This is a genomic window from Mesorhizobium sp. RCC_202, from assembly GCF_041355295.1.
Classification (GTDB): domain Bacteria; phylum Pseudomonadota; class Alphaproteobacteria; order Rhizobiales; family Rhizobiaceae; genus Mesorhizobium.
Map to the genome: position 1 here is coordinate 141,986 of NZ_JBFUPO010000007.1, position 22,907 is coordinate 164,892.

General features: G+C 64.6%; 25 protein-coding genes and 1 tRNA gene. 13 read left to right on the plus strand and 13 right to left on the minus strand.

The window, feature by feature from the left end; genetic code table 11:
• Positions 1 to 78: 78 nt before the first annotated feature.
• Both AB6802_RS17740 and AB6802_RS17745 read right to left on the minus strand, forming a co-directional pair.
• Positions 79 to 471, minus strand: a complete 393-nt coding sequence (locus AB6802_RS17740) for a hypothetical protein (RefSeq protein WP_371011459.1) — start codon at positions 469 to 471, stop codon at positions 79 to 81.
• 275 nt (positions 472 to 746) lie between these two features.
• Positions 747 to 821 (minus strand) — tRNA-Gly (locus AB6802_RS17745).
• Positions 822 to 1,030: 209 nt separating this feature from the next.
• Here AB6802_RS17745 and AB6802_RS17750 point away from each other — a divergent pair.
• The 4 genes from AB6802_RS17750 to AB6802_RS17765 all read left to right on the plus strand — a co-directional run bounded on the left by AB6802_RS17750 (position 1,031) and on the right by AB6802_RS17765 (position 3,825).
• A complete protein-coding gene (locus AB6802_RS17750; RefSeq protein WP_371011460.1) occupies positions 1,031 to 1,531 on the plus strand; it encodes a prolyl-tRNA synthetase associated domain-containing protein in 501 nt (166 codons plus the stop codon).
• Positions 1,532 to 1,629: 98 nt separating this feature from the next.
• Complete coding sequence (gene trxA, locus AB6802_RS17755; RefSeq protein WP_371011665.1) at positions 1,630 to 2,622, plus strand: thioredoxin; 993 nt, start codon at positions 1,630 to 1,632, stop codon at positions 2,620 to 2,622.
• 135 nt (positions 2,623 to 2,757) lie between these two features.
• A complete protein-coding gene (locus AB6802_RS17760; protein WP_371011461.1) occupies positions 2,758 to 3,429 on the plus strand; it encodes an LON peptidase substrate-binding domain-containing protein in 672 nt (223 codons plus the stop codon).
• Between the two features lie 165 nt (positions 3,430 to 3,594).
• Positions 3,595 to 3,825 carry a Trm112 family protein gene (locus AB6802_RS17765; protein WP_371011462.1) on the plus strand — a complete coding sequence of 77 codons (231 nt, stop codon included), beginning with the start codon at positions 3,595 to 3,597 and terminating at the stop codon, positions 3,823 to 3,825.
• 40 nt (positions 3,826 to 3,865) lie between these two features.
• Here AB6802_RS17765 and AB6802_RS17770 read toward each other — a convergent pair whose 3' ends face one another.
• The 5 genes from AB6802_RS17770 to AB6802_RS17790 all read right to left on the minus strand — a co-directional run bounded on the left by AB6802_RS17770 (position 3,866) and on the right by AB6802_RS17790 (position 10,476).
• Positions 3,866 to 4,276, minus strand: coding sequence for a DUF6006 family protein (locus AB6802_RS17770; protein WP_371011463.1), 411 nt, complete (start codon positions 4,274 to 4,276; stop codon positions 3,866 to 3,868).
• Between the two features lie 145 nt (positions 4,277 to 4,421).
• The gene (locus tag AB6802_RS17775; protein WP_371011464.1) at positions 4,422 to 7,757 is read right to left on the minus strand and encodes an error-prone DNA polymerase; all 3,336 of its coding nucleotides are present in this window, start codon (positions 7,755 to 7,757) and stop codon (positions 4,422 to 4,424) included.
• A complete protein-coding gene (locus AB6802_RS17780) occupies positions 7,754 to 9,238 on the minus strand; it encodes a DUF6504 family protein (RefSeq protein ID WP_371011465.1) in 1,485 nt (494 codons plus the stop codon). The genes AB6802_RS17775 and AB6802_RS17780 overlap by 4 nt, the downstream gene beginning before the upstream one ends.
• Positions 9,171 to 10,241: an ImuA family protein gene (locus AB6802_RS17785; RefSeq protein WP_371011466.1), complete on the minus strand. Its 1,071-nt coding sequence runs from the start codon at positions 10,239 to 10,241 to the stop codon at positions 9,171 to 9,173. The genes AB6802_RS17780 and AB6802_RS17785 overlap by 68 nt, the downstream gene beginning before the upstream one ends.
• Positions 10,242 to 10,317: 76 nt before the next feature.
• Positions 10,318 to 10,476 (minus strand): hypothetical protein, encoded by a 159-nt coding sequence (locus AB6802_RS17790; protein ID WP_371011467.1) that lies wholly within the window; start codon positions 10,474 to 10,476, stop codon positions 10,318 to 10,320.
• Between the two features lie 116 nt (positions 10,477 to 10,592).
• Here AB6802_RS17790 and AB6802_RS17795 point away from each other — a divergent pair, with 116 nt between their 5' ends.
• Entirely contained in the window at positions 10,593 to 11,030 is a 438-nt protein-coding gene (locus AB6802_RS17795; protein ID WP_371011468.1) for a metallopeptidase family protein, read from the plus strand.
• A 213-nt stretch (positions 11,031 to 11,243) separates the two neighbouring features.
• Here AB6802_RS17795 and AB6802_RS17800 read toward each other — a convergent pair whose 3' ends face one another.
• On the minus strand, positions 11,244 to 11,450 hold the full coding sequence (locus AB6802_RS17800; protein ID WP_371011469.1) for a DUF1737 domain-containing protein: 207 nt from the start codon (positions 11,448 to 11,450) through the stop codon (positions 11,244 to 11,246).
• Between the two features lie 68 nt (positions 11,451 to 11,518).
• A complete protein-coding gene (locus tag AB6802_RS17805; protein WP_371011470.1) occupies positions 11,519 to 12,397 on the minus strand; it encodes a CoA ester lyase in 879 nt (292 codons plus the stop codon).
• Between the two features lie 557 nt (positions 12,398 to 12,954).
• On the opposite strand from AB6802_RS17805, the gene AB6802_RS17810 reads away from it, so the two are divergent.
• From AB6802_RS17810 to AB6802_RS17825, 4 genes are read left to right on the plus strand one after another with little or no spacing between them, the layout of a single operon-like run.
• A complete protein-coding gene (locus AB6802_RS17810) occupies positions 12,955 to 14,487 on the plus strand; it encodes a DUF4173 domain-containing protein (RefSeq protein ID WP_371011666.1) in 1,533 nt (510 codons plus the stop codon).
• 3 nt (positions 14,488 to 14,490) lie between these two features.
• Positions 14,491 to 15,186 (plus strand): response regulator, encoded by a 696-nt coding sequence (locus tag AB6802_RS17815; RefSeq protein WP_371011471.1) that lies wholly within the window; start codon positions 14,491 to 14,493, stop codon positions 15,184 to 15,186.
• Positions 15,187 to 15,245: 59 nt separating this feature from the next.
• Positions 15,246 to 16,748 (plus strand): ATP-binding protein, encoded by a 1,503-nt coding sequence (locus AB6802_RS17820; protein WP_371011667.1) that lies wholly within the window; start codon positions 15,246 to 15,248, stop codon positions 16,746 to 16,748.
• A 49-nt stretch (positions 16,749 to 16,797) separates the two neighbouring features.
• Positions 16,798 to 17,964 carry an NAD(P)/FAD-dependent oxidoreductase gene (locus AB6802_RS17825; RefSeq protein WP_371011472.1) on the plus strand — a complete coding sequence of 389 codons (1,167 nt, stop codon included), beginning with the start codon at positions 16,798 to 16,800 and terminating at the stop codon, positions 17,962 to 17,964.
• A gap of 214 nt (positions 17,965 to 18,178) precedes the next feature.
• Here the strand turns inward: AB6802_RS17825 and AB6802_RS17830 are convergent, their stop codons facing one another.
• The 4 genes from AB6802_RS17830 to AB6802_RS17845 all read right to left on the minus strand — a co-directional run bounded on the left by AB6802_RS17830 (position 18,179) and on the right by AB6802_RS17845 (position 19,991).
• A complete protein-coding gene (locus AB6802_RS17830) occupies positions 18,179 to 18,661 on the minus strand; it encodes an SRPBCC domain-containing protein (RefSeq protein WP_371011473.1) in 483 nt (160 codons plus the stop codon).
• A gap of 50 nt (positions 18,662 to 18,711) precedes the next feature.
• Positions 18,712 to 19,161 (minus strand): SRPBCC family protein, encoded by a 450-nt coding sequence (locus tag AB6802_RS17835; protein WP_371011474.1) that lies wholly within the window; start codon positions 19,159 to 19,161, stop codon positions 18,712 to 18,714.
• Positions 19,158 to 19,472 (minus strand): ArsR/SmtB family transcription factor, encoded by a 315-nt coding sequence (locus AB6802_RS17840; protein WP_371011668.1) that lies wholly within the window; start codon positions 19,470 to 19,472, stop codon positions 19,158 to 19,160. Before AB6802_RS17840 ends, AB6802_RS17835 begins: the two co-directional genes overlap by 4 nt.
• 93 nt (positions 19,473 to 19,565) lie before the next feature.
• Positions 19,566 to 19,991 (minus strand): GNAT family N-acetyltransferase, encoded by a 426-nt coding sequence (locus tag AB6802_RS17845; protein ID WP_371011475.1) that lies wholly within the window; start codon positions 19,989 to 19,991, stop codon positions 19,566 to 19,568.
• A 163-nt stretch (positions 19,992 to 20,154) separates the two neighbouring features.
• On the opposite strand from AB6802_RS17845, the gene leuD reads away from it, so the two are divergent.
• The 4 genes from leuD to AB6802_RS17865 all read left to right on the plus strand — a co-directional run bounded on the left by leuD (position 20,155) and on the right by AB6802_RS17865 (position 22,836).
• Entirely contained in the window at positions 20,155 to 20,760 is a 606-nt protein-coding gene (leuD, locus tag AB6802_RS17850) for a 3-isopropylmalate dehydratase small subunit (protein WP_371011476.1), read from the plus strand.
• A 134-nt stretch (positions 20,761 to 20,894) separates the two neighbouring features.
• Positions 20,895 to 21,821 (plus strand): hypothetical protein, encoded by a 927-nt coding sequence (locus AB6802_RS17855; protein ID WP_371011477.1) that lies wholly within the window; start codon positions 20,895 to 20,897, stop codon positions 21,819 to 21,821.
• Positions 21,822 to 22,098: 277 nt separating this feature from the next.
• The gene (locus tag AB6802_RS17860; protein WP_371011478.1) at positions 22,099 to 22,482 is read left to right on the plus strand and encodes a RidA family protein; all 384 of its coding nucleotides are present in this window, start codon (positions 22,099 to 22,101) and stop codon (positions 22,480 to 22,482) included.
• A gap of 3 nt (positions 22,483 to 22,485) precedes the next feature.
• The gene (locus AB6802_RS17865) at positions 22,486 to 22,836 is read left to right on the plus strand and encodes a VOC family protein (protein WP_371011479.1); all 351 of its coding nucleotides are present in this window, start codon (positions 22,486 to 22,488) and stop codon (positions 22,834 to 22,836) included.
• Positions 22,837 to 22,907 lie beyond the last annotated feature (71 nt).

A 22,907-nucleotide genomic window follows, 5' to 3' on the forward strand; every position in this document is an offset into this window, starting at 1 on the left:
CGGCGCGGCATGATCGCGGCGCCGGTGCGGGAAGGCCTGATCGCACCGGCGGCTGCTTTACGAAGAGCGTCTATCGCGTCAACCGTTCGGATAGTAGCCGCCGTCGCCGCCGCTCCCGATGTAGGTCCCTTGTCCGGTGGCATTCTGAAGCCGCTGATCAAGCTGATTGATCTGCCCCAACATCGAACTGGCTGAGGTCGACCCGGCGTGCTGGATGGTATCGGCCTGCTGCATCAGGTCGCGGGCCTGGTCCGCCGAGATCTTGCCGACCTCCCTTGCCACGCGGATACCCTGTTTTACGCCCAGCAACTGCTCCGTCGCCGCGCGCGCTTCCGGATCCGCCGGCACCGATGCCGTGCTCATGGTGTCGACTTGCACCTTGTGGTGACGGTGCACCGCATAGGCGCTTGAAAGCGGGATGGCGGCAAAGACCGCGGCCGCAACGACGATCCTTGGAGTGAAGGAACGCATGATGACTCTCCTTGCGATGGAGAAGCGGTAAGATCGCATCTCCGGAAGGGGCCGTCTGGTCGCGTCGTGTCGCGGTGTGGCCATCATCGCCGGCGGTTCTCGGCCCTGAAAAAGACATATAGAGACCGCTCCGGCGTTAGACCGGGGGGTGGAACGCAAACGTTATCCGATGTGATCGGGCGTCAAAGCATCGTGAATGCCGTGTTGGCCGACAGAAACGAAAAAGGCCGGATCGATCCGGCCCTTTCGCAATGCTTAATTTCCTTGAGGGAAATTGGAGCGGGTGAAGCGATTCGAACGCTCGACCCCAACCTTGGCAAGGTTGTGCTCTACCCCTGAGCTACACCCGCTCGCGCGGCCTTGGCCGCAAGCCGGGCCTATATGGCCGAAGAGCGCGGCGATTGCAACAGGGAAATGACGGTCTTTTTTGGCCGCGGCCGGCGCATGCCTGGCGAGCGGCATGAAGCCGCCGGATCGCTGGTCCATTGCTTGCGCCCTTGCCGGAACAGCACCCTTGGCCGTAAACGGCATGACACTTGTCGGATGATTTGAGGGACCGATGCCGAAGACCGAAGCCGAGCTCAATGCCTTCCTTGCCGATCTCGGCATATCCGTCTCGACGGTCAGGCACCCGCCGCTCTACACGGTCGCCGATTCGCAGGCGCTGCGCGGCGAGATTCCGGGCGGCCACACCAAGAACCTGTTCCTCAAGGACAAGAAGGACAGTTATTTCCTCGTCACCGTCGGCGAGGAAGCCGTGGTCGACCTCAAGCAAATCCACCATCTGATCGGCGCGTCAGGCCGCGTCTCCTTCGGCAGGCCGGAAATGCTGATGGAGCTGCTCGGCGTCATTCCCGGCGCGGTCACCGTTTTCGGCCTGATCAACGACGACGGCGCGAAGGTCAAAGTGGTGCTCGACCAGGAGTTGATGGATCACGCCGTCATCAACGGCCATCCGCTCACCAACGAGGCGACGACCTCGATCGCGGCGGCCGATCTCATCAAATTCGTCGAGGCAACCGGCCACGATCCTGTTATCTTGAAAGTCTCGTTATCTTGAAAGTCTTGGCTTGATCGCCACATGGATGGCGAAACCGAAATCAGACAATGACCGAGTCGCGCTCTGCATCCGGCGACGCGACCGACAAGGGCGACACCATGAGTGACAACAATCCGTTCAGCAGCTCTTTTGGCAATGCTTCGGGCCAGTACACCCAATCCGTCCAGTATGGCGGCGGCGACCGCGCCAAGGTAGCGCTTGCCGAGGCGCCGGCGGCGGCCGACCTGATCAAGGATACGACGACCGCCGCCTTTGCCGCCGACGTCATCCAGGAATCGCGCCGCCAGCCGGTCCTGGTCGACTTCTGGGCGCCCTGGTGCGGCCCGTGCAAGCAGCTGACGCCGCAGTTGGAAAAGGCGGTCAAGGCCGCCGGCGGCAAGGTCAAGCTGGTCAAGATGAACATCGACGACCATCCCTCGATCGCCGGCCAGCTTGGCATCCAGTCCATTCCCGCGGTCATCGCCTTCAAGGATGGCCAGCCGGTCGACGGCTTCATGGGCGCTATCCCCGAAAGCCAGATCGCCCAGTTCCTCGACAAGGTCGGCGGCAAGGGCAATGGCGCGCCGCAGATCGCGGACGCGCTCGCCGCTGCCGCCGAAGCGCGGACGGCCGGCGACATCCAGACGGCCGCCGACATTTATGACGCGGTGCTGGAACAGGCGCCGGAGACGATCGAGGCGATCGCCGGCCTGGGTGAGATCCTGTTCGAGGCCGGCGACGCGGAAGGCGCCGAGACGATGCTGGCGCGGGCGCCGGACGACAAGAAGGATGCCCCAGCGCTTGCCGCGCTGCGCACCAAGATGACGCTTGCGGCGGAAGCGGCCGCGCTCGGCAATCCGGCCGAGTTCGAGCGCCGGCTTGCCGTCAACCCAGCCGACCACCAGGCGCGCTTCGATCTGGCGATGATCCAGAATGGGCGCGGCGAGCGGCACGAGGCCGCCGACAATTTGCTGGCCATCATCAAAGCCGACCGGGCCTGGAATGAAGACGGCGCCCGAGCGCAGCTCTTGAAATTCTTCGAGGCCTGGGGAATGACCGACGAGGCGACGCTTGCGGCACGGCGCAAGCTCTCGTCGCTGCTGTTCGCTTGAGATTTTTGCCGGCTGTCATGGCCGGCAGGCTTGCGCAGCGCGGCGCCAGCGCCAGATAGAGCGAGCGTGCCCGATGACACGTTCGGGAGGAGATCGCAGCTTGATGCATAGCCGGGGGCGTTTTCGGAGGTCCAGGTGCGGGTAGGAAACGCGCGCTACCGGCTTGCCAAGGATCTGCCTTCGGTGATCCCTGTGTTCCCGCTTGCCGGCGCGCTGCTTTTGCCCGGCGGGCGCATGCCGCTCAATGTCTTCGAGCCGCGCTATCTGCAGATGATCGACGAGGTGATGGGCGGCTCGCGGCTGATCGGCATGATCCAGCCCAGCCTCGACGGCGCGTTGCGCGCAGATGGCGAACCCGAGCTTTGCAGCGTCGGCTGCGCCGGCCGCATCATTTCGCTGGCCGAGACCGGCGACGGCCGCTACCTGATCTCGCTGCAGGGCGTGTGCCGATTCCGCATCGGGCAGGAACTGACGGTCAAGACGCCGTTCCGGCAATGCCGGATGGCGCCCTTCCTCACCGATCTCGAAGAGGAGCAGGCCGGCGCGGATGTCGACCGTCCGGCGCTCCTGAAAGCGTTTCGCGCCTATCTGCAGGCCAATGAGCTCGAGGCTGACTGGGAGAGCGTCAGCCGCGCCGAAAACGGCATGCTGGTCAACGCGCTGTCGATGATGGCGCCCTACGGACCCGCTGAAAAACAGGCGCTGCTGGAAGCGCCGGATCTCAAGACGCGGGCCGAGACGCTGATTGCGATCACGGAAATGACGCTGGCGCGAGAGAGCGAGGATTTTGGTCCGTCCCTGCAGTAAGATGCATCGATATTCAGGCGAGGCCGGCCTGCAAATGGCGGCTTTCTGCGCTTCCGGTGCTCACGTACTTCAGTACGCTCCGCTCCGGTTCTCGAAAGTCGCCATTTTCGACTCGGCCTGACCTGAATCTCGACGCATCTTATCCACGGGCGAAAGAGGAATCCAATGGTGGCGGATGGACGTGACGGGCGCAAGGCGACGGTCGACCCGAAGCTTCTGGAACTGCTTGCCTGCCCGCTGACCAAGGGCCCGCTGACCTGGGACGCCGAGCGCGGCGAGTTGATTTCGCGGGTGGCGAAGCTCGCCTATCCGGTGCGCGACGGCATTCCGGTCATGCTGCCCTCGGAGGCGCGCGCAATCCCGGCCGAGGATTTGCTGGCGCCGCCGCGCCCCTAGAGCGGTTCAGCTTTTCACGGAATCGCCGAACCGCTCTAAGTCAGGCCCGGCGCCGGCAATCGAAGGCATAGCGGTTGCCCTGCCAGGTCGAGTAACCGCTCGCTGTGTCGCCATCGTTGAGGCGCAGGAACCAGCGGTTGCCGTCGGCATGGCGGAAGGAGAGCGTGGATCCGGTGGAGCCAAGACGCGTGAGCGTTGCCCATGGGCCATTGCGATCCCAAAGCCGGCCGCGCAGCTCCGCGCCGACGGCGCTGGTCGCGGTTCCGTCGCCATTGTCGCTGCCGTAGTCGACGGTGACGATTCGCCACTCCATCCGCGTCGGGCGGCCGTCAAGCTGGCATGACCATTTGCCTAGATACCATCCGCCGGGCGCGGTGCTCGCAAATGCAGGCTGAGCAGCGGTCGCCGAAAGAAGAACGGCGCAGGATAGGAGTCGAAGAATTGACGTCATGACCTTCCTCCTCGTTGCAAGTAAGATGCGGTCAGCTGAAAAGGCTCGGCCTCGCCAAGGCGCGGCCACCCACTGACGCACGCAACTCAGCACAGGCGGGGCGATGCGAATATGAAGCCGATCACATGAATGTGATCAGCTCCGCTTACTGGAAATTGCGCCCCTTGGGCATGACCTGCCGCGCCTCGCTGGATAGCGTCGCAACATCTTGCTGCACAGGCAGGCCACGGCCCGGGTCGGCGGATCGGTCGGGCCGCGTTTCGCCGCGCTGATGCTCGATGGTGGGCGCGGCTTCATGAAGCAGCACGCTCAGCCAAGGGGTCAGATCCTCTATCCTGTCGGCGACGATGTGAATGACATCCGATTCATGCTGCAGTTTGCCGGTGACGCGGATGAGGCGCGCGCCCATCACCACCGAACGGAAGCGGTCGAAGACGCGTGGCCAGATGATGACATTGGCGATCGACTTTTCATCCTCGAGCGTGACGAATATGGCGTTGCCCTTGCCGGGGCGCTGGCGCACCAGCACCAGCCCTGCCACCGAAACGCGACGGCCGTCGCGCACAGATGGCAGGTGGGTATTGGGGGTGATGCCGGCGCGGGTGAGCCGCTCGCGCAGGAAAGCGACGGGATGCTCCTTCAGCGACAGGCCGAGTGAGCGGTAGTCGTGCACGACATGTTCGCCGAGCGGCATTTTCGGCAGCTTGGTTTCCGGTTCCAGCTCGCGCAGGCGCAGTGTCGGCTGATCGAACAGCGGCAGCTTTTCGGCGGCACTTTTGCCATCCAGCGCGCGCACTTCCCAGAGTGCCGCGCGGCGGTCGAGACCGATCGAGCGGAAAGCGTCGGCCTGCGCCAGCTTCTCGATCTCGCCGACATCGAGACCTGAACGCAGCCAGACATCCCGGACCGAGCAATAGCCGTCGCCGCGTCGCGCGACGACGGCTTCCATGCGCTCCTCGGACAGACCCTTGATCTGGCGGAAGCCAAGACGGACGGCATGAGCCGTCGCGATGACGCCGCGCATCGAGGAATGGCGTTCGAGGATGCGGAACGGGTCGAAGGCGGTTTCCTCCAGCGTGCAGTCCCAGATGGAATGATTGATGTCGACCTCGCGCACCTCGACGCCATGGTCGCGCGCATCGCGGACAAGCTGTGCCGGCTGGTAAAAACCCATCGGCTGGGCATTCAGGATCGCGGCGCAGAAGACGTCCGGGTAAAAGGTCTTGAACCAGCACGAGGCGTAGACCAGCAGCGCGAAGGACGCGGCGTGGCTTTCGGGGAAGCCATATTCGCCAAAACCTTCGATCTGCTTGAAGCAGCGCTCGGCGAATTCCTTGTCGTAGTTATTTTTGACCATGCCGTCGATCATGCGCTGGCGGTAGTTGCCGATCGTGCCGGTGCGCTTGAAGGTCGCCATGGCGCGGCGCAGCTCGTCGGCCTCGCCTGGCCTGAAACCGCCGGCGACGATGGCGATCTTCATCGCCTGTTCCTGGAACAGCGGCACGCCCAGCGTCTTGCCAAGGATCTTTTCCAGATCCTTGCTGGGATAATTGACGTCCTCCTTACCCTGCCGGCGGCGCAGATAGGGGTGCACCATGTCGCCCTGGATCGGACCGGGTCGCACGATCGCAACCTCGATGACGAGGTCGTAGAAATCTTTCGGCTTGAGGCGCGGCAGCATCGACATCTGCGCCCGCGACTCGATCTGGAACACGCCGAGCGTATCGGCCCGCTGGATCATGGCGTAAACATCGTCGTCCTCTTCGGGGAGGGTTGCGAGCACGTAGGGCCGGCCGAACTGATCCCGCGCCTTCGGATAATGATGCGTGAGCAAGGAGAAGGCGCGCTTCAGGCAGGTCAGCATGCCGAGCGCCAGCACGTCGACCTTCAGGATCTTCACCGCGTCGAGATCGTCCTTGTCCCACTCGACCATCTTGCGCTCCTCCATCGCCGTCTTGACGATGGGCACGACCTCGTCGAGCCGGTCGCGGGTGATGACGAAGCCGCCGACATGTTGCGAGAGATGGCGGGGAAAACCCATGATCTCGTTGGCGCGCTCCAGCACCTGGCGCGACAGCGGATCGGTGCGGTCGAGGCCGCCGGCATTGGCCTCTTTTTCGCCGAGCTCGGAGGTCGACCAACCCCAGATGGTGCTCGACAGCGCGCTGCGGACATCTTCCGACAGGCCCATGGCCTTGGCCACCTCGCGCAGCGCCGAGCGGCCACGATAACTGATGACGGCGGCGGCCAAAGCGGTGCGCTTGGCGCTGTACTTCTCATAGATATAAGCGATGACGATGTCGCGCTTCTCATGCTCGAAGTCGACATCGATGTCGGGCGGTTCGTTGCGCTCCTCGGAGATGAAACGTTCAAACAGCGCATCGATCCGATCCGGTCCGACCTCGGTGATGCCGATGCAGAAGCAGATGACCGAATTGGCGGCCGAGCCGCGCCCCTGGCAGAGGATGTCCTGGCTACGGGCGTATTTGACGATGTCGTGGACGGTCAGGAAATAACGCGCATAGTTCAGGCGCTCGATCAGCGCGAGCTCCTCATCGATGCGCTGCCTAACATGGCCGGGAACACCGCCGGGATAGCGCCTTGCCGCTCCCTCAAGCGCCAGGCGTTCGAGTTCGGCCTGCGGGCCGAGGCCGGATTCGGTGAGCTCGTCCGGATAATTGTATTGGAGGTCGCTGAGCGAGAAGGTCAATTCCCCGGCAAAGCGCAGCGTCTCGGCCAACGCTTCGGGGTGGCGGCGGAAAAGCCGGGCCATTTCCAGCGGCGGCTTCAAATGACGCTCGGCATTGGCCGCCAGCTCCAGCCCGACGTCGGAAACCGGCGTGTTGAGGCGGATCGCGGTCAGCACGTCCTGCAGCGGCCGGCGCTCGGCGGTGTGATAGAGCACGTCGTTGGTCGCCATCAGCGGGACGTCAAGGAGGTCGGCGATCGCCGCCGCCTGCTCGATGCGGAAGCGGTCATTGCCGGCATAGTCCGGCGCCACGGCAAGCCGGAGTGCGGCCCCAAAACGATCCTTAAGCCGGCTAATGAGCGACAAGCTATCCTCCGCGCCTGTCGACAGGTTGGGCAACATGGCCAGCGACATCCGGTCACCCCATTCGAGGAGATCGTCGAGCTCGAGCAGCGTCGCGCCCTTCTCGGTCTCGTCGCGCAGATTGGCCTGGGTCAGCATGCGGCAGAGGCGCCCCCAGCCCTGGCGGTCGCGCGGATAGGCGAGGATATCCGGCGTGCCGTCGCCGAACACCAGGCGGCATCCGGGATGGTAGGCCATCTTCTCGACCTTGGCCTGCTGCCAGGCGCGCACGACGCCGGCAACCGTGTTGCGGTCGGCAAGCCCGATCGCGGAAAAGCCGTGGAACCTGGCCGTCACCACCAGTTCCTCCGGCTTCGAGGCGCCGCGCAGGAAGGAGAAATTCGAGCTGATGCCAAACTCGGCATAGGGGATGACGGTGAGCGCATTCATGCGAACACCCCATGCATGAACCAGCGCGGCGCGGCTTGCGCGGCGTCGTAAAGGCCCTGGCGGTAGAGCCAGTAGCGACGCCCGTCGCTGTCCTCGATGCGGTAATAGTCGCGGGTCGGCGCTTCCTCCTCGCCAGGCGCCTGCCGCCACCATTCGGCAGCGATGCGTTCGGGGCCTTCGGCGCGGGCGACGCGGTAGAGCGCGCGCCGCCAGCGGAAATTCATCGGTGGTCCCTCGGGAATCTCGGTTGCCGGCACCTCGATCGGCTCGGGCGAGCGGAACAGGCGCACCGGCCGCTCCGGCGGATAGATGGTCATTGGTGGCGCTCCCCGGTCGGATTGTCGCGCCGGCGCGCGCCGTTGCGGCGCTTCCGAGAAAGGCACCGTGGTAACGGCACGCTCAGGCAGATGGCTCTCGACGACAATGGGTTTCAGCACGGCGGCCTCGCCAAGACGGGCGCGGATGCGGTCGGCGAACAGCGCGATATCGGCGTCATCGTCGGTTTCCTCGCCGGTGAGGTCGCCCTGCAGCATGTCGAAGGCGGCGACCGACAGCACGGAAAGCCGCACGAGGTCGAAGCCGAAGCCGGCGTCTATGCTCTGCTCCAGTGCCGCCAGCCTTTCGTGGAACAGTCTTTTGATCAGCTGCGGCTCGCGCATCGGACGCGAGGTGCCGACGGCGATGCGGCTGACGGCGCCGTCGACGCGGAAGAGGAACAGGGCAAGCACCCTTGCGCCCTCGCCGCGCCGTTCGAGGTCGCTCTTCAGGGCAGTGGCAAGCCGGCTCACCAGGCGCTCGATCTCGTCGGTGAGCATGATCGGTTCGGCAAGATGGCGCTCGACCGACAGCGGCGCGACGGGCAGGCGCGGCGACACGGCCTCGTCGAGCCGGCCGAGCGCCTGGTCGAGGCGCAGAAGCAAAGTGGCGCCGAAGCGGCGGGCAAGCGGCGCGCGCGGGGCGGCCATCACCGCGCCGGCGGTGCGCAGGCCGACGCTTTCGAGGCTGACGCGGGTTTGCGGCGCGATGCGCAGCGCCGACAAAGGCAGCGGCGCCAGGAGCGCTTCTTCCTCGCCATCGGCTACGATGCGGTCGCCGTGGAAGCGAGCCGCCGCCCAGGCGGCACCCGGGGTCGAGGCGAGCCCGGCGCGGACATCGAAACCCTGCTGGAAGAAGCGGGTCAGGATTTCTTCCTGCATGGCGCGCTCGCCACCGAACAGATGCGTGCAGCCGGTGACGTCGAGGAACAGCCCGTCCTCGCCGTCGATCGCCACCAGCGGCGTGTAGCGGTCGCACCAATCGGCCAGGCCCTCGAGCAGGCGGCGGTCGGCTTCCGTGTCGGCCTCCACCACATCGATCGTGGGGTGCATGGCGCGCGCGTCGGCAATGCCCATGCCGCGCTTCAATTTGAGCGCCTCAGCCCGCTCGTCGAGGGCCGCGATGCGCTGGGCGTTGCTGTCGCGATGGCTGATAACCAGTGGCAAATGATGCGACGGCCGGGAACGCCAGGACCGACCCAGACGCTGGCGCAGGATCCGCTCCGCGGGCAGGTGCGGGAACCACAGCGACAGGATTCTCTGCGCGTTCCTTTTCGGCGCTTCTTTCTGTGAAAGCGTGCTCATCGGGGTTCCACTCCAGTGTGAATTGTCCAGGCAGGGCCGTGCGGCTCTTGCCGATAGCGACGGTGAAGGCGGGGCGGCCGATCGAGCCGGCGAGCGGTCCGGCGACCGTCTCGCGCTCTGCCGCCGGTGCGGCCGAAACGATGAGCCGCACCGGGGCGGCGGTGGGATCGGCCTCGCCGGCCTGGCGCAGCAGAAGCACCGGACGGCCGGCGTTCTGGGCGCGCGCGTGCAGGCGGCGCGTGGCGGTGAGGTCGAGCCGCTGCGGGCTGCCGCGGATCTCGAGGATGACGGCGGCGAAGGCCGTCATGCGGGCGGCTTCCTCGGCAATCCACAGCGCGTCGAGCAGTTTCGGCGCCTCGGAAAACAGCAATTGCTCCGGCGCGATGCCGAACAGGGCATGAAGCCCCCTGGCGTAGGGAAAACCAGCCTCGTGGAAGATTTCGGCGGTGCCGATCCACAGCAGCGGCAGGCCCGGCTTTTCCTTGCGGATGAGGCTGGCGAGCGACAAGGCGAATCCGGCGACGGCTCCGGCATCGCGGGTCTCCAGGCCGTGGATCTCGCTGAGCGCCGCCTTGGGCAGGCCGCCGCCAAGAGCGGTGTCGAGGCGTTCGATGCCGGTGTTCAGGAAGGCCTCCTGCCCGGCCACGGCAAGACCGCGCCGGACAATGGTGATATCCGATCTGACGGCATCGACATGTTGTTTTTCCGCAATTCCGGACGGAAAACCGCTCTGCACTTTTCCCGGAATTGCTCCAGGCGTGCCAGACACCGGCGCTTGCAGGCGCTCGGGCAGCGTTCCCTCGATCTTCGCGATCTGGCGGCGCAGGGCAAAAACAGTATCCCGCGCCACGGCGTTCATCGCCATGACGTTCACTTCCGACAGCAATTGTTCCTGTTATGTTCCTATAGATTCCAGAGGGTGCCGGAAGAGTCAAGCGGAGTCAGAAGGAATTTATTCCTTGGGGTTGCCCCTGCTTCTTCAGATAGGTCGCAAAGCCCCGCCGCACGCCCTGGCCGGCGTTGCGCGAGGCGATCAAAGCATGTCCGGCCAAAGCGAGGCAGGCGATGGTGAAAAGTCCAAGTGTGGAAAGCTCCGGCATGAGAAACTCCCAATTCATGGCCGGAACCGAGCCTTAGCCGATTCACTTGGATTCGGACCCCGCTCATTTGCCTCGACCCGCGCGAAAGCCTATATGCCGGGATCAAAGGAAATTTTATGGCCCGCATCTACAAGACACGCACCTGGCACGACCAGCTCTCACCGTCGATCGACGAGCTGGAGTTTCTGGCGCTGGAGACCTATGCCCATCTGCCGGAAGAATTCCGCAAGCTCACCGGCGAGATCGTCATCCTGATCGCCGATTTCCCGACCGACGAGATCATGGACGACCTGTCGCTGGAGACGCCGTTCGACCTGCTCGGCCTGTTCGAGGGGCGCGGCATCGCCGAACGCTGGAACCCGCAGACCGGCGAGGGCCCGAACCGCGTCACGCTCTACCGCCGCGCCATACTCGACTACTGGGCCGAGAACGAGGAGACGCTGGGCGACATCGTCACTCATGTGCTGATCCACGAGATCGGCCACCATTTCGGCCTGTCGGACGACGACATGGAGCGGATCGAGGAAGCGGCGGAGCAGGCGGCGGCAAGCTGAGCACGCCATCCAGGTCGGCACCCAGGCCCCCCTCTCTGGCCTGCCGGCCATCTCCCCCTCAAGGGGGGAGATCAGCTGGCATTTAGGGTTTCGCCAATCGCCAACTTTGCAGGATTTGCGCCAGCGAACGAGCTGCTGATCTCCCCCCTTGAGGGGGAGATGCCCGGCAGGGCAGAGAGGGGGGACTGGCGCAGACCTGGCAGCACCCAGCCTCTACCAGTCGCTGAGCTTGGTATCCGGGCCGTATTCCTGGCCTTCGACATCCTTCACCACGGCCTGGCCGCAGCGCATCGACCTGGTTTCCTGATCGAAACCATAGGTCGGCGAGCCGAACAGGTGCCAGCCCTTGTTCAGCGCCGCGGTCACCTTGTGGCAGAAGGTGGCGTCGTCGGGCCCGGTGAGGAAGCGGTAGAGTTTCATCTTTCCATCCTGTCATGGGCGTGAGCGGATCGCTCACAGTCCCGGAAATCGTCTTGCCGCCCGGCCCATCATGCGCCGATGATTGCGGCCTTCGCCAGAAGTTTCTCGGCCTCGGACAGATGCAGCCGCTCGACCATGCGGCCGTCCATCGCGATCACGCCCTTGCCGACATTTTCGGGCCGCGCGAACGCATCCGTAATAGTGCGGGCGGCGGTGATTGCTTCCGGCGACGGCGAAAAGGCGCGGTTCGCCGGCTCGATCTGATTGGGGTGGATCACCGACTTGCCGTCGAAACCCATGGCGGCACCCTCGGCGCATTCGCGGGCAAAGGCGTCGAGGTCGCGAAAATCATTGGCGACGCCGTCGATCACGTGGAGGCCGCCGGCCCGCGCGGCGAGCACCAGCTGCATCAGCCAGGGCATGAGATAGCGGCGGTCGGGCGTGACAAGCGTGCCGGTGGCCTTTGCCAGGTCATTCGTTCCGGCAACGAAACAAGCGAGCCGAGAAGCCGGATCGCGACCGAGTTCAGCGATCGCGCCGATGTTGAGCAGCGCCTTGGGCGTCTCGATCATCGCCCATAGTTTCACGCTGTCCGGCGCGAAATTGTCGTCGAGCAGGTCGCCGGCTTCGAGGATGTCGCGCGGCGTGCCGATCTTGGGCAGAAGGATGCCGTCGGCCTCGGCCTTGCTCGCGGCGAGAAGGTCGTCGGCGCCCCATTCGCTGGCCAAAGGGTTGATGCGCACCAGCATCTCGCAGCGCCGTTTCGGCCGCGTGGCGAGGATGCCGGCGAGTTTGTCTCGGGCGGCCGCCTTGTCGGCGGGCAAGATGCCGTCCTCAAGGTCGATGATGACGGCATCGCAGGCCAAGGTGGCGATCTTGGCGAGCGCCTTGTCATTGGCGGCCGGCACGTAAAGCACCGAGCGGCGCGGGCGGTAAGGGTCGGTCATGGGCGATCTATGCCGCCTGCCACTTGGCAAGGCAAGCTCGCTGCACCAGCAATCCTGGCCTTGCGAGTATCACTGCATATCGTCAACGTCGGCGCCGCCCCTCATTGCCCTGCCGGGCATTTCTCCCCGTAAACGGGGCGAAAGGGCTGGCCGCGACCTCGGTGGCCACCTTGCAACGTTGACGATTGGCGAAATCGGCAATGACAGCTCCCCGTTCACGGGGAGAAGATGGCGGCAGCCAGATGAGGGGCAGCGCCAACCTCGAGCGATTTGCTCTGCACCAAATCTGCAAACCCTTGCTGAAAAGCTCCGGGATTTCGCCCTGACCTTACCGCGCCAGCCGGCGAAACCGTCGGCATGGAAACACATCGCAAACCCCGCTGGTCCCTGCCGCGCCGGCTGCGCAACGAAGGCTGGTGGCTCGCCGGGCCGCAGAGACAGCGCTTCACAGCGACGGTGCTGCCTTTCGCTCCCAGATCGCGGCCGGCACGTGGTGCTGGCATGGCAACAGCCAGGAGGTCGCAGCGATGACGACGATGACCATGCCGATGCCGACGATGAAGACATCGCTTGCTCCAAGCTATTGCCGCCGCGCCGGCGCCAGCGTTCTGCTGGCGGCGCTGGCCGATTTCCTTTTCTACGGCCAGCCCGTCGGCATCACCGCCTTCATTTTTGCTGTCGTGCTTGCCGCCGCCGTCGTCGCCATGCATCCGGCTGCGCTCAGCGATGCGCGGGTCTGGTTCAAGCCGGCGGCGCTGTTTGCCGCGCTGCTGCCATTGATCGAAAATGTCAGCCTTCTTTCGGTGCTGGTCGCGATCGTGGCGCTGGCCGTGTTCGCCTTGTCGATCGCCGGGCGGTTGCGCGCCGGGCTGGCGCGCATCGCCAACCAGCTTTTCCTGTTCCTGCTGGCAGCGCCCTTCCGCTTCGGGCGCGACTTCTTTCGCTGGCGCAAGGCCGCGCGAGAACTCGGACAGCGGCGGTTCCGGCTCGCGGCAATTGTCGTCTGGGTGATGCCGCTGACGCTTGGCGTCGTCTTCCTCGCTTTGTTCGGCGCCGCCAATCCGATCATCGACCATTGGCTGTCGCTGATCGACCTCAATGCGCTGCTCGAAAAAATCGAAGTCGCGCGGCTTGTCTTCTGGCTGCTTTTCCTAGCCGGCATCTGGGCCTTCCTGCGCCCTCGCCTGCCACGCTTCGTCTCCCGGCTCAGGCGCCTCCTGCCTGCCGCGCCTGTTGCCCGGCCGGCAAAAACCGCCGCGGAAGATATTCTCTTCGGCAAGGCCGCGATCCTGCGCGCGCTGATCGTCTTCAACGCGCTGTTTGCGCTGCAGACCGCGCTCGACGCCACCTATCTCTGGGGCGGTGTCGCCCTGCCCGATGGGCTGACCTATGCCGCCTATGCGCACCGCGGCGCCTATCCGCTGATCGTCACCGCCCTGCTTGCCGCCGGCTTCGTGCTGGCGGCGCTGAAACCCGGCAGCGAGACATCGGCCGATCCGCTCATCCGCCGTCTGGTCTATCTCTGGGTGGCGCAGAACATCGTGCTGGTCGTCTCCTCGATGCTGCGGCTCGACCTCTATGTGGGGATCTATGCGCTGACCTATCTGCGCATTGCCACCTTCATCTGGATGGGACTGGTGGCGGCGGGGCTGGCGCTTATCGTCGCCCGAATCGCGCTGCGGAAATCCAGCGAATGGCTGCTTTCGGCCAATCTTCTGACGTTATCGACGACGCTTTATGCCTGTTGTTTCGTCAACTTCGCAGCGCTGATTGCCAACTTCAATGTCGACCATTCGCTTGAAATGACGGGAAAAGGTGTTCCTCTCGACACCCTTTACCTGCAAGACCTCGGGCCGAGCGGATTTCCTGCGCTCGATCGCTATCTCGACCACCGCAGGTCGTCCGTTACCGGCGATATAGAGCTTCAGGATCTTGCGGCGACGCGACGCGGGAGCGAAAGTTGGTATCGCGCGACCCTGAACCGCTGGCGCGCCTGGAGCTTTCGCGATTGGCGACTGCTGCGCACTCTCGACAAGCGCGGCCTGCCTGCTAATCCTGCCGTCAACCAACCTTACGCGCCGGGCCATTGATCGATGCCGCACAACATCCTCGTCGCCGACGACGACCCGCATATCCGCGAGATCATCTGCTTCGCGCTGGAAAAGGCCGGCATGAAGACGGCCGCCGTGGCCGACGGCGCCGCCGCGCTGCAGGCGGTCGAACGCCGCGCGCCCGATCTCATCGTGCTCGACATCGGCATGCCGGAGATGGACGGGCTGGAGGTCTGCCGGCGCCTGCGGCAGAAATCCGACGTGCCGGTGCTGTTCCTGTCGGCGCGCGATGAGGAGATCGACCGTATCCTCGGGCTCGAAATGGGCGGCGACGACTATGTGACCAAGCCGTTCAGCCCGCGCGAGCTGGTCGCGCGCGTCAACGTCATCCTGCGCCGCGCGCGTCCGGCGCCGGTGGCGGAAGAAGACGACCAGCAATTCGCGCATGGCAAGTTGATGCTTGTCCCGGCCAGCCACGCGGCGCGTTTCGACGATAAGCCGCTGGTGCTCACGGCGATCGAATTCGCCATCCTCAAAGGCTTTCTTGCGCGCCCGCTGCATGTGCTCGGCCGCGACGCGGTGATGGCCAATGCCTATGCCTCCAACATCCATGTCTCCGAGCGCACCGTCGACAGCCATATCCGCAACCTCCGCGCCAAGCTGGCGGCGGTCGGCTGCCTCGATGCGGTCGAGACCGTGCACGGCGTTGGTTTCCGGCTCGGCCGATGCGGTGGTTGAGCAAGGAGCGGTGGCGGCCGCGGCTTGCCACCATCGTCGTCGCCATCCTGATCGTGGTGATGGCGCTGCCGCTGGTCGGGCTGTTCTTCTTCCGGCTCTATGAAAACCAGCTGATCCGCCAGACCGAGGGCGAACTGATCGCGCAAGGCGCGGTGGTTGCCGCCGTTTACGCCGACGCCGTGCGCACCGCCGGTATTGCGCCCGAACAATTGGGGGCTCCGATCTCGGCCGATCCTTCAAGGGACAACAATTATCCCTACGAGCCGATCGAGCCGCAGCTCGATCTCGCCTCCGACTCTGTCCTGCCGTCGCGGCCGGCGGCGCTTCCCGCCGCCGCCGATCCGGCCTTCGCCGCCATCGGGGCCCGGCTCGACCCTATCCTGGACGAGACGCAGAAGACGACGCTTGCCGGCTTCCGCCTGCTCGATCCGCACGGCGTGGTGATTGCCGGCGGCGGCGAAGTCGGCCAGACCCTGGCCGCGGTCGAGGAGGTCCGCACGGCATTGACCGGCGCCTATGCCAGCGCGCTCAGGCTGCGCATCCCCGACCAGCCGACGCCGCCGCTCTATTCGGTGAGCCGCGGCACCAAGGTGCGCGTCTTCGTCGCCCTGCCGATCGAGATCGACGGCAGGGTTGCCGGCGTCGTGTACCTGTCGCGGACGCCGAACAACATCGTCAAGCATCTCTATGGCGAGCGCGGCAAGGTGACCCTGGCGGCGATCGCCATCGTCGGCGGCACGCTGCTGATCGGGCTGGTGTTCATCCGCACGGTCAGCCGGCCGATCTATGCGCTGATCGAGCGGACCAAGCGCATCGCTGCCGGCGATCGCGAGGCGATCAGGCCGCTTGCCCATCACGGCACGCGCGAGATGGCGGAGCTGTCGGCCGCCTTCCTCGACATGGCGACCAAGCTGCAGGCGCGCTCCGACAGCATCCAGACCTTCGCCACCCATGTCTCGCATGAATTGAAATCGCCGCTGACGGCGATCCAGGGCGCGGCCGAGCTGCTGCGCGATTCCGGCGGCGCCATGGACGAGGCCGAGCGGCGGCGCTTCTCCAACAACATCGTCACCGACGCCGGCCGGCTCAATCTCCTGGTGCGCCGGCTGCTCGACCTGGCACGTGCCGAAAACCTGGCGCCGAGCGGCGAAAGCACGACGCTCAACGCGGCGCTTACCTTGCTGCCGATCGACACCAGGCTGGAGCTTCAAAAGGAGGCCGGCGGCGACATCGGCCTTGGCATTTCGGCCGAGAATCTCGGCATCGTGCTTGCCAACCTCATCGACAATTCGGCCCGGCATGGCGCCAGGCTGGTTACGGTCGGCGCGGCGGGCGCCGGCGACAGGGTGGCGATCCATGTCGGCGACGACGGCGACGGCATCTCGGCCGCCAACCGCGCGAAAATCTTCGAGCCGTTCTTCACCACAAGGCGCGAGACCGGCGGCACCGGCATGGGCCTCGGCATCGTTCTGGCCCTCCTGAAAGCGCATGATGGTACGATCAGGCTGGTTGACTCCGAGCGCGGCACGCGCTTCGAGATCAACCTGCCTGCATTGATTTGAGAGTGAGCCCAGCCTCGGGGTCATGCTCTGGAGCCGGAGACCCAAAAGCGTGCGCTACGACATTGTCATCATCGGCGGAGCCATCGTCGGATCCTCGATCGCCTATTACCTGCGCGAGGAGGGTTTTGGCGGCACCATCGCGCTGATCGAGCGCGATCCGCAATTCTCCCATGCGGCGACGACCTTGTCGCTGGCCTCGATCCGCCAGCAATTCTCGATCCCTGAAAACATCCGGCTGTCGCAGTTCACGCTGAAGCTGTTCCGGCGGCTGAAGGAAACGTTCGGCACTGACGCCGATATCGGTTTTCGCGAGGGCGGCTATCTGATCCTCGCCGGCGAGGCCGGACTGCCGATCCTCAAGGCCAATCACGAGACGCAGGTCGCCGAAGGCGCCGATATTCTGCTGGAGAACCCCGACCAGCTCACCAAGCGCTTCGCCTGGCTATCGACCGAAGGAATTTCGGCCGGCGCCTATGGCCGGACAGGCGAGGGCTGGTTCGACGCGCATGCGATGCTGACGTTGTTCCGCAAGGCGCTGCGCGACAAGAAGATCGACTTCATCACCGCCTCCGTCACCGGCATCGCGCGCCAGGGCAACCGCGTCACCGGTGTTTCCCTCGACAATGGCGAGACGGTGGAGGCCGGCATCGTCGTCAACGCCGCCGGGCCGAATGCCGGCAAGGTCGCGGCCTTCGCCGGGCTGGCGCTGCCGGTCGAGCCGCGCAAGCGCAATGTCTTCGTCTTCGAGGCGCGCGACAAATTCGCCGACATGCCGCTGCTGGTCGATCCCTCCGGCATTTATGTGCGGCCGGAAGGGTCGGTCTACCTCACCGGCGGCGCCGAGCCGGAGGAGGGCGATCATGCGCCCGATCCGAAGGATTTCGAGGTCAACTGGCCGCTGTTCGAGGAGGTCATCTGGCCGGTGCTCGCCACCCGCGTCCCGGCCTTCGAGGCGATCAAGCCGACGCGCGCCTGGGTCGGCCATTACGACTACAACACGCTCGACCAGAACGCGGTGATCGGACCGCATCCGGAGGTCGATAATTTCCTCTTCGCCAACGGCTTTTCCGGCCACGGCCTGCAGCAGGCGCCGGCGGTCGGCAAGTCGATCGCCGAGCTTGTCATGCATGGCGGCTACCGGACGATTGATTGCTCCGCGTTCGGGTATGGGCGGGTGGCGGAAGGCCGCGCGTTCCGGGAGCTGAACGTGATCTGAGTCGCTCGCGGTTTTCTTGGACGCTGGTACGAGGCCCCCCTCTCTGTCCTGCCGGACATCTCCCCCTCAAGGGGGGAGATCGGCAGTTTCGGCGACGGCGCTTTTCCTGCAACGCCGGAGATTGGCGAAAGCCGGCGTGACATCTGATCTCCCCCCTTGAGGGGGAGATGCCCGGCAGGGCAGAGAGGGGGGCGAAGGATCGCGGCCGTCTGTTCTATGTCTCCGCACCAGAATACCGCTGCAGCCACCCCAGCACGCGCGCCCAGCCGTCGGCATGCTCGGCGGCGGCGTCCGTCAATCCGGCAAATCCGCCATGGCATACGGTAAGCCGCGTGCCGCCGGCGGCTGGTTCCAGCAGATAGGCGACCGTCGTTTCGCGGCGGCCGAGCGTCGGGTGGTCCCAGTCATAGCGCCGCGTCTGCACGATCCGGCGCGGTATCTCGATCTCAAGGAATTTTCCGCTGGCGGGTAAGTGCCTGCCGTCAGCCGACCGCACGACAACGCTCCAGCTTCTGCCGACGCGCAGATCGGCGGTCCAGCCGGTCATCCGGTAGGTGTCGGCCGAGCCCCACCAGCGCTCGACCTCGCTGGTGACCAGCGCCGCGAGCACCTGATCGGGCGCGGCGGGGATTTCGGCCGCGGCCATGGCGGTTTCGCCATTCGCCATCGCCTGCGGCCAGGCATGCCAGAGCATCATGGCTTATCTCCAAAAAATTGTTTCGTTTTCGAAACGAAGCGTTGTGTACGTTATCCCTTTGATGGCGGGCGCTCGAAACCCTTGCCGGTCTCGATCAGGCTCTTGAGGCTCGCCAGCACCAGCGGCCAACCCTTGGCGACGTTCGCGATCAGCTTATGCGGGCCGTCGGCTTCGTGAATGACGGTGAGTTTGGTCAATTCGCCATCCTGCTCGACGGCAAAGGTGCAGCGCGTGTAACCGTCCTCCTTCACCTCGGGCAGCCATTCGTTGCGCCATTTGATGACGAGGCGTCTTGGCGGATCGATCTCCAGGATCTCGCCCGAATCGGCAGTGCTGCCATCCGGGAAAACCAGCTTCCAGCTGGAGCCCACCTTCCAGTCGCTCTCCTGATGGGAGCAGAGGAAGAATTGCCGGTTGAATTCCGGATCGGTCAGCGCCGTCCAGAGTTTTTCGGGCGTGGTGCGGATGTAGGTGACATAGACGAAGCTGTTGTCGCTCACGGCTCTTCCCTTTCAAGACGTTGCTTCAGGTCGCTGAGGGCGGCAAGCCGCCCTCGCTCGAACTTGCCGATCCAGCGCTCGGCGATCTCGTTGATCGGAACGGGGTTGAGGTAGTGCTCCTTCTCCCTGCCCTTGCGGATGGTGGTGACGAGGTTTGCCTCTTCGAGGATCGCCAGGTGCTTGGTCACCGCCTGGCGCGTCATGTCCATCCGTTCGCACAGCGCATTCAGCGTCTGCCCGTTCCTGGCATGGAGGCTGTCCAGCAACTGCCGGCGGGTCGGATCGGCCAGGGCGCGAAAGACGGCATCCATGCTCATGGCTTTAATATGCAACCGTTTGGTTGCATGTCAAGCGGTGAAATATTCGCCTCCGCCTACGGGTGCGATGCGGTCACGAAAGGAATGTCAGCTTTTGCGACCGAACCAGAAGGCGTCGGACATCCGCTTCATGCCGATGCGTTCATAGAAACCGACGGCGTCCGGCATGGAAATCAGGCTGATGGCGACGTTCGGGCCAAGCGCGCGGCGCGCGGCGTCCATCAGGCCCTTGCCGATGCCGAGCCCCCGCGCCGATTGGGACACGGCAAGGTCCGAAATATAACAGACCCAGGCAAAATCGGTGATGGCGCGGGCAACGCCGATCAGCGGCTTGCCTTCGATGTCGAGGCGCGCCGTCAGCACCAGATCGGCATTGGCAAGCATTGTCCTCAAACGCGCCGCGTCATCGACGGGACGCACCTCGCCCAGCGTGGACTCCACCAGCACGCGGCGGAATTCGGCGACGTCGAGGTCAGGCTCGCTGGCATAAAGGATCTTTGAGGGCGATGTCATGGTGGAAGGGTGCATGATCGCCTGGCGTTTTGAAAGCGGCCGATGCCGATCTTGTGTGCGATGGCACAAGCACGAGCCGGAACAGCCGCCTTTTATTTGCCCACGCCTTTGTGTAAACCGGGCGAAAGCCACCCCCGCAACCCAAAGAAGACGGGCAAAAGCCATGGATAAGTTCACCAAGCTCACCGGCGTCGCCGCGCCCATGCCGATCATCAATGTCGACACCGACATGATCATCCCGAAGGATTATCTGAAGACGATCAAGCGCACCGGGCTTGGCACCGGCCTTTTCGCCGAGATGCGCTACAACGACGACGGCTCGGAAAATCCGGATTTCGTGCTCAACAAGCCGGCCTACCGCAAGGCGCAGATCCTGGTCGCCGGCGACAATTTCGGCTGCGGCTCGAGCCGCGAGCACGCGCCGTGGGCGCTGCTCGATTTCGGCATACGCTGCGTGATCTCGACCTCGTTCGCCGACATTTTCTACAACAACTGCTTCAAGAACGGCATCCTGCCGATCACCGTCAGCCCGGAAGATCTGGAAAAGCTGATGGACGACGCCTCGCGCGGCTCGAATGCGACGGTTTCGGTCGATCTCGAGGCCAAGGAAATCCGCGGCCCGGATGGCGGCGTGGTGAATTTCGACCTCGACGACTTCAAGCGCCATTGCCTGCTCAACGGCCTCGACGACATCGGCCTGACCATGGAGAAGGCCGGCGAGATCGCGTCTTTCGAGAAGAAGAACGCAGAGCTGCGCCCGTGGGCCTGAGCGCCTGAAGCTCCAACTATTTGTTTTTACGCAATTCCGGACGGAAAACCGCACACACTTTTCCTGGAATTGCTCTAAGACGATAGGCCCGGCCGCCAGCGGACGGGTGGTTGCGACTGAATGGAGGGACAGTCATGACACGCTTGCTTCTGGCCGGCGCTTGCGCGTTGGCGTGGGTTCTGATGTCGGCGGCTGGCGCGCATGCGCAGACCGACAAGGTGCTCGTGCCGGCGGAGGATCCGTCTAACGGCGCCGACCCGTCGAGCACCGCCAATGCGGCCCTGGCCGCCGATGACGGCCAAGCACCGATCGCCTTCGAGGGCGGCCAGCTCACCATCACGCAGCCGGAGCAGGACGGCGAGAAGGTGCTGTCCTATGACGGCAAGCAATTGGCCAGCAACTACGACGTCTTTTTCGACAAGATCGTCAAGATCGGCGACGTCAATGTGGCGCTGGTCGATGTCGGCGATGGCGGCAATCAATGCGGTCCGGCCAAGGTGATCGTCTGGAAGCCGCAAGGCGGCGAGATCCAGGCAACGACGGTCGAGCAGGATGAATGCGGCGCGCCGCCGGCCGCCATCTCGGAAGACGCCATCTATTTCGTGCCCTATCTGCTGCCCGGCGATTCCAAGCCGGCACTGCAATGGTCGCCCAAGGAGGGACTGACGACCTCGGGTGAGCTTGCCTACACGCCCGAACCCGGCACCGACTGGAAGGATGTCGATCCGTCGAAATACGACAACATCATCGACGCCTTCCACAACGAGGCCGTCTATAAGGCCGGCCAGACGCTGCTCGGCAACGACATGCCGGATATGGCGACCAGCCTGCTGGTCGGCGGCGGCACCGAAAAGACGGCATCCGGCGCTTTCTACGCCACCGGCTGCGTGCCGCATGATTGCGGTGGCAATGACGGCTTCATGGCTGTCGACCCGAGCAAGCACGCGGTCTATTTCGCCCGCCGCGGCGACAATGGCGAGCCGCAGGCCTGGCCGCCGGTGAAGGACTGGCCGGCCGATATCAAGAAAGCCTATGACGACGCGCAGGGGGCGGGGAATTAGCCTGAGCCACTTCTGCCAGGCCGCGTTCCTTCGCGCCCCCCTCTGTCCTGCCGGACATCTCCCCCACAAGGGGGGAGATTGGCTGTTTTGACGCCGCGCTCATTCTGTAACGCTAGTGATTGGCGAAAGCCTGCGCGACATCTGATCTCCCCCCTTGTGGGGGAGATGCCCGGCAGGGCAGAGGGGGGCGCTGTCCCGCCAGCATCGCATTCTGTGGCCCACGACTGGGTCGTGGATGTCTTTCAGAGTGCTCGAAACAAACCCAAAGAGGCCGCCCATGCGCAAGCTCATCTCCACCGGTTCACCCTTCGAGAAAACCGCCGGGTACTCCCGCGCGGTGGTGCAGGGCGACTGGTGTTTCGTCTCCGGAACGACCGGTTACGACTATGCCACCATGACCATGCCGGAAACGGTCGAGGCACAGACGCGCAATTGCCTCGCCACCATCGCCAAGGCGCTGGCCGACGGCGGCTTCGAGATGGCCGATGTGGTGCGGGCGCATTACTACATCACCGACCAGGCCTTCGTTGACGTGGTGTTCCCGATCCTCGGCGAGGCCTTCGGCGACATCCGCCCGGCGGCGACGATGATCGTTTGCCAGCTCAACAAGCCGGAAATGAAGATCGAGATCGAGGTCACTGCGCTCAGGCGAACTGCTTAAGCCATGGCCGTCCGCCGGATCATCGCCAACATCGAGACCAGCGACATCGCCGCGGCGAAGCGCTTCTACCATGACGTGCTCGGCCTCGATCTTCTGATGGACCATGGCTGGATCGCCACCTATGGCTCGGACCACGAGATGGCCGTGCAGGTGAGCTTCGCCAGCCAGGGCGGCTCTGGCACGCCGGTGCCGGACCTGTCGATCGAGGTTGACGATGTCGAGGCGGCGCTTGCTGGCATGCGCAAGGCCGGCTTTGCCATCGAATACGGTCCGGCCGATGAGCCTTGGGGCGTGCGGCGCTTCTATGTGCGCGATCCGTTCGGCAGGCTGGTCAATATCCTCTCGCATCGGTGAGACTTGAAAGGCTTGCGCACCAAGCGCTTGGCGTTTAGCAAGACGCCGGTTCAAATCTCACCGGACGGTTC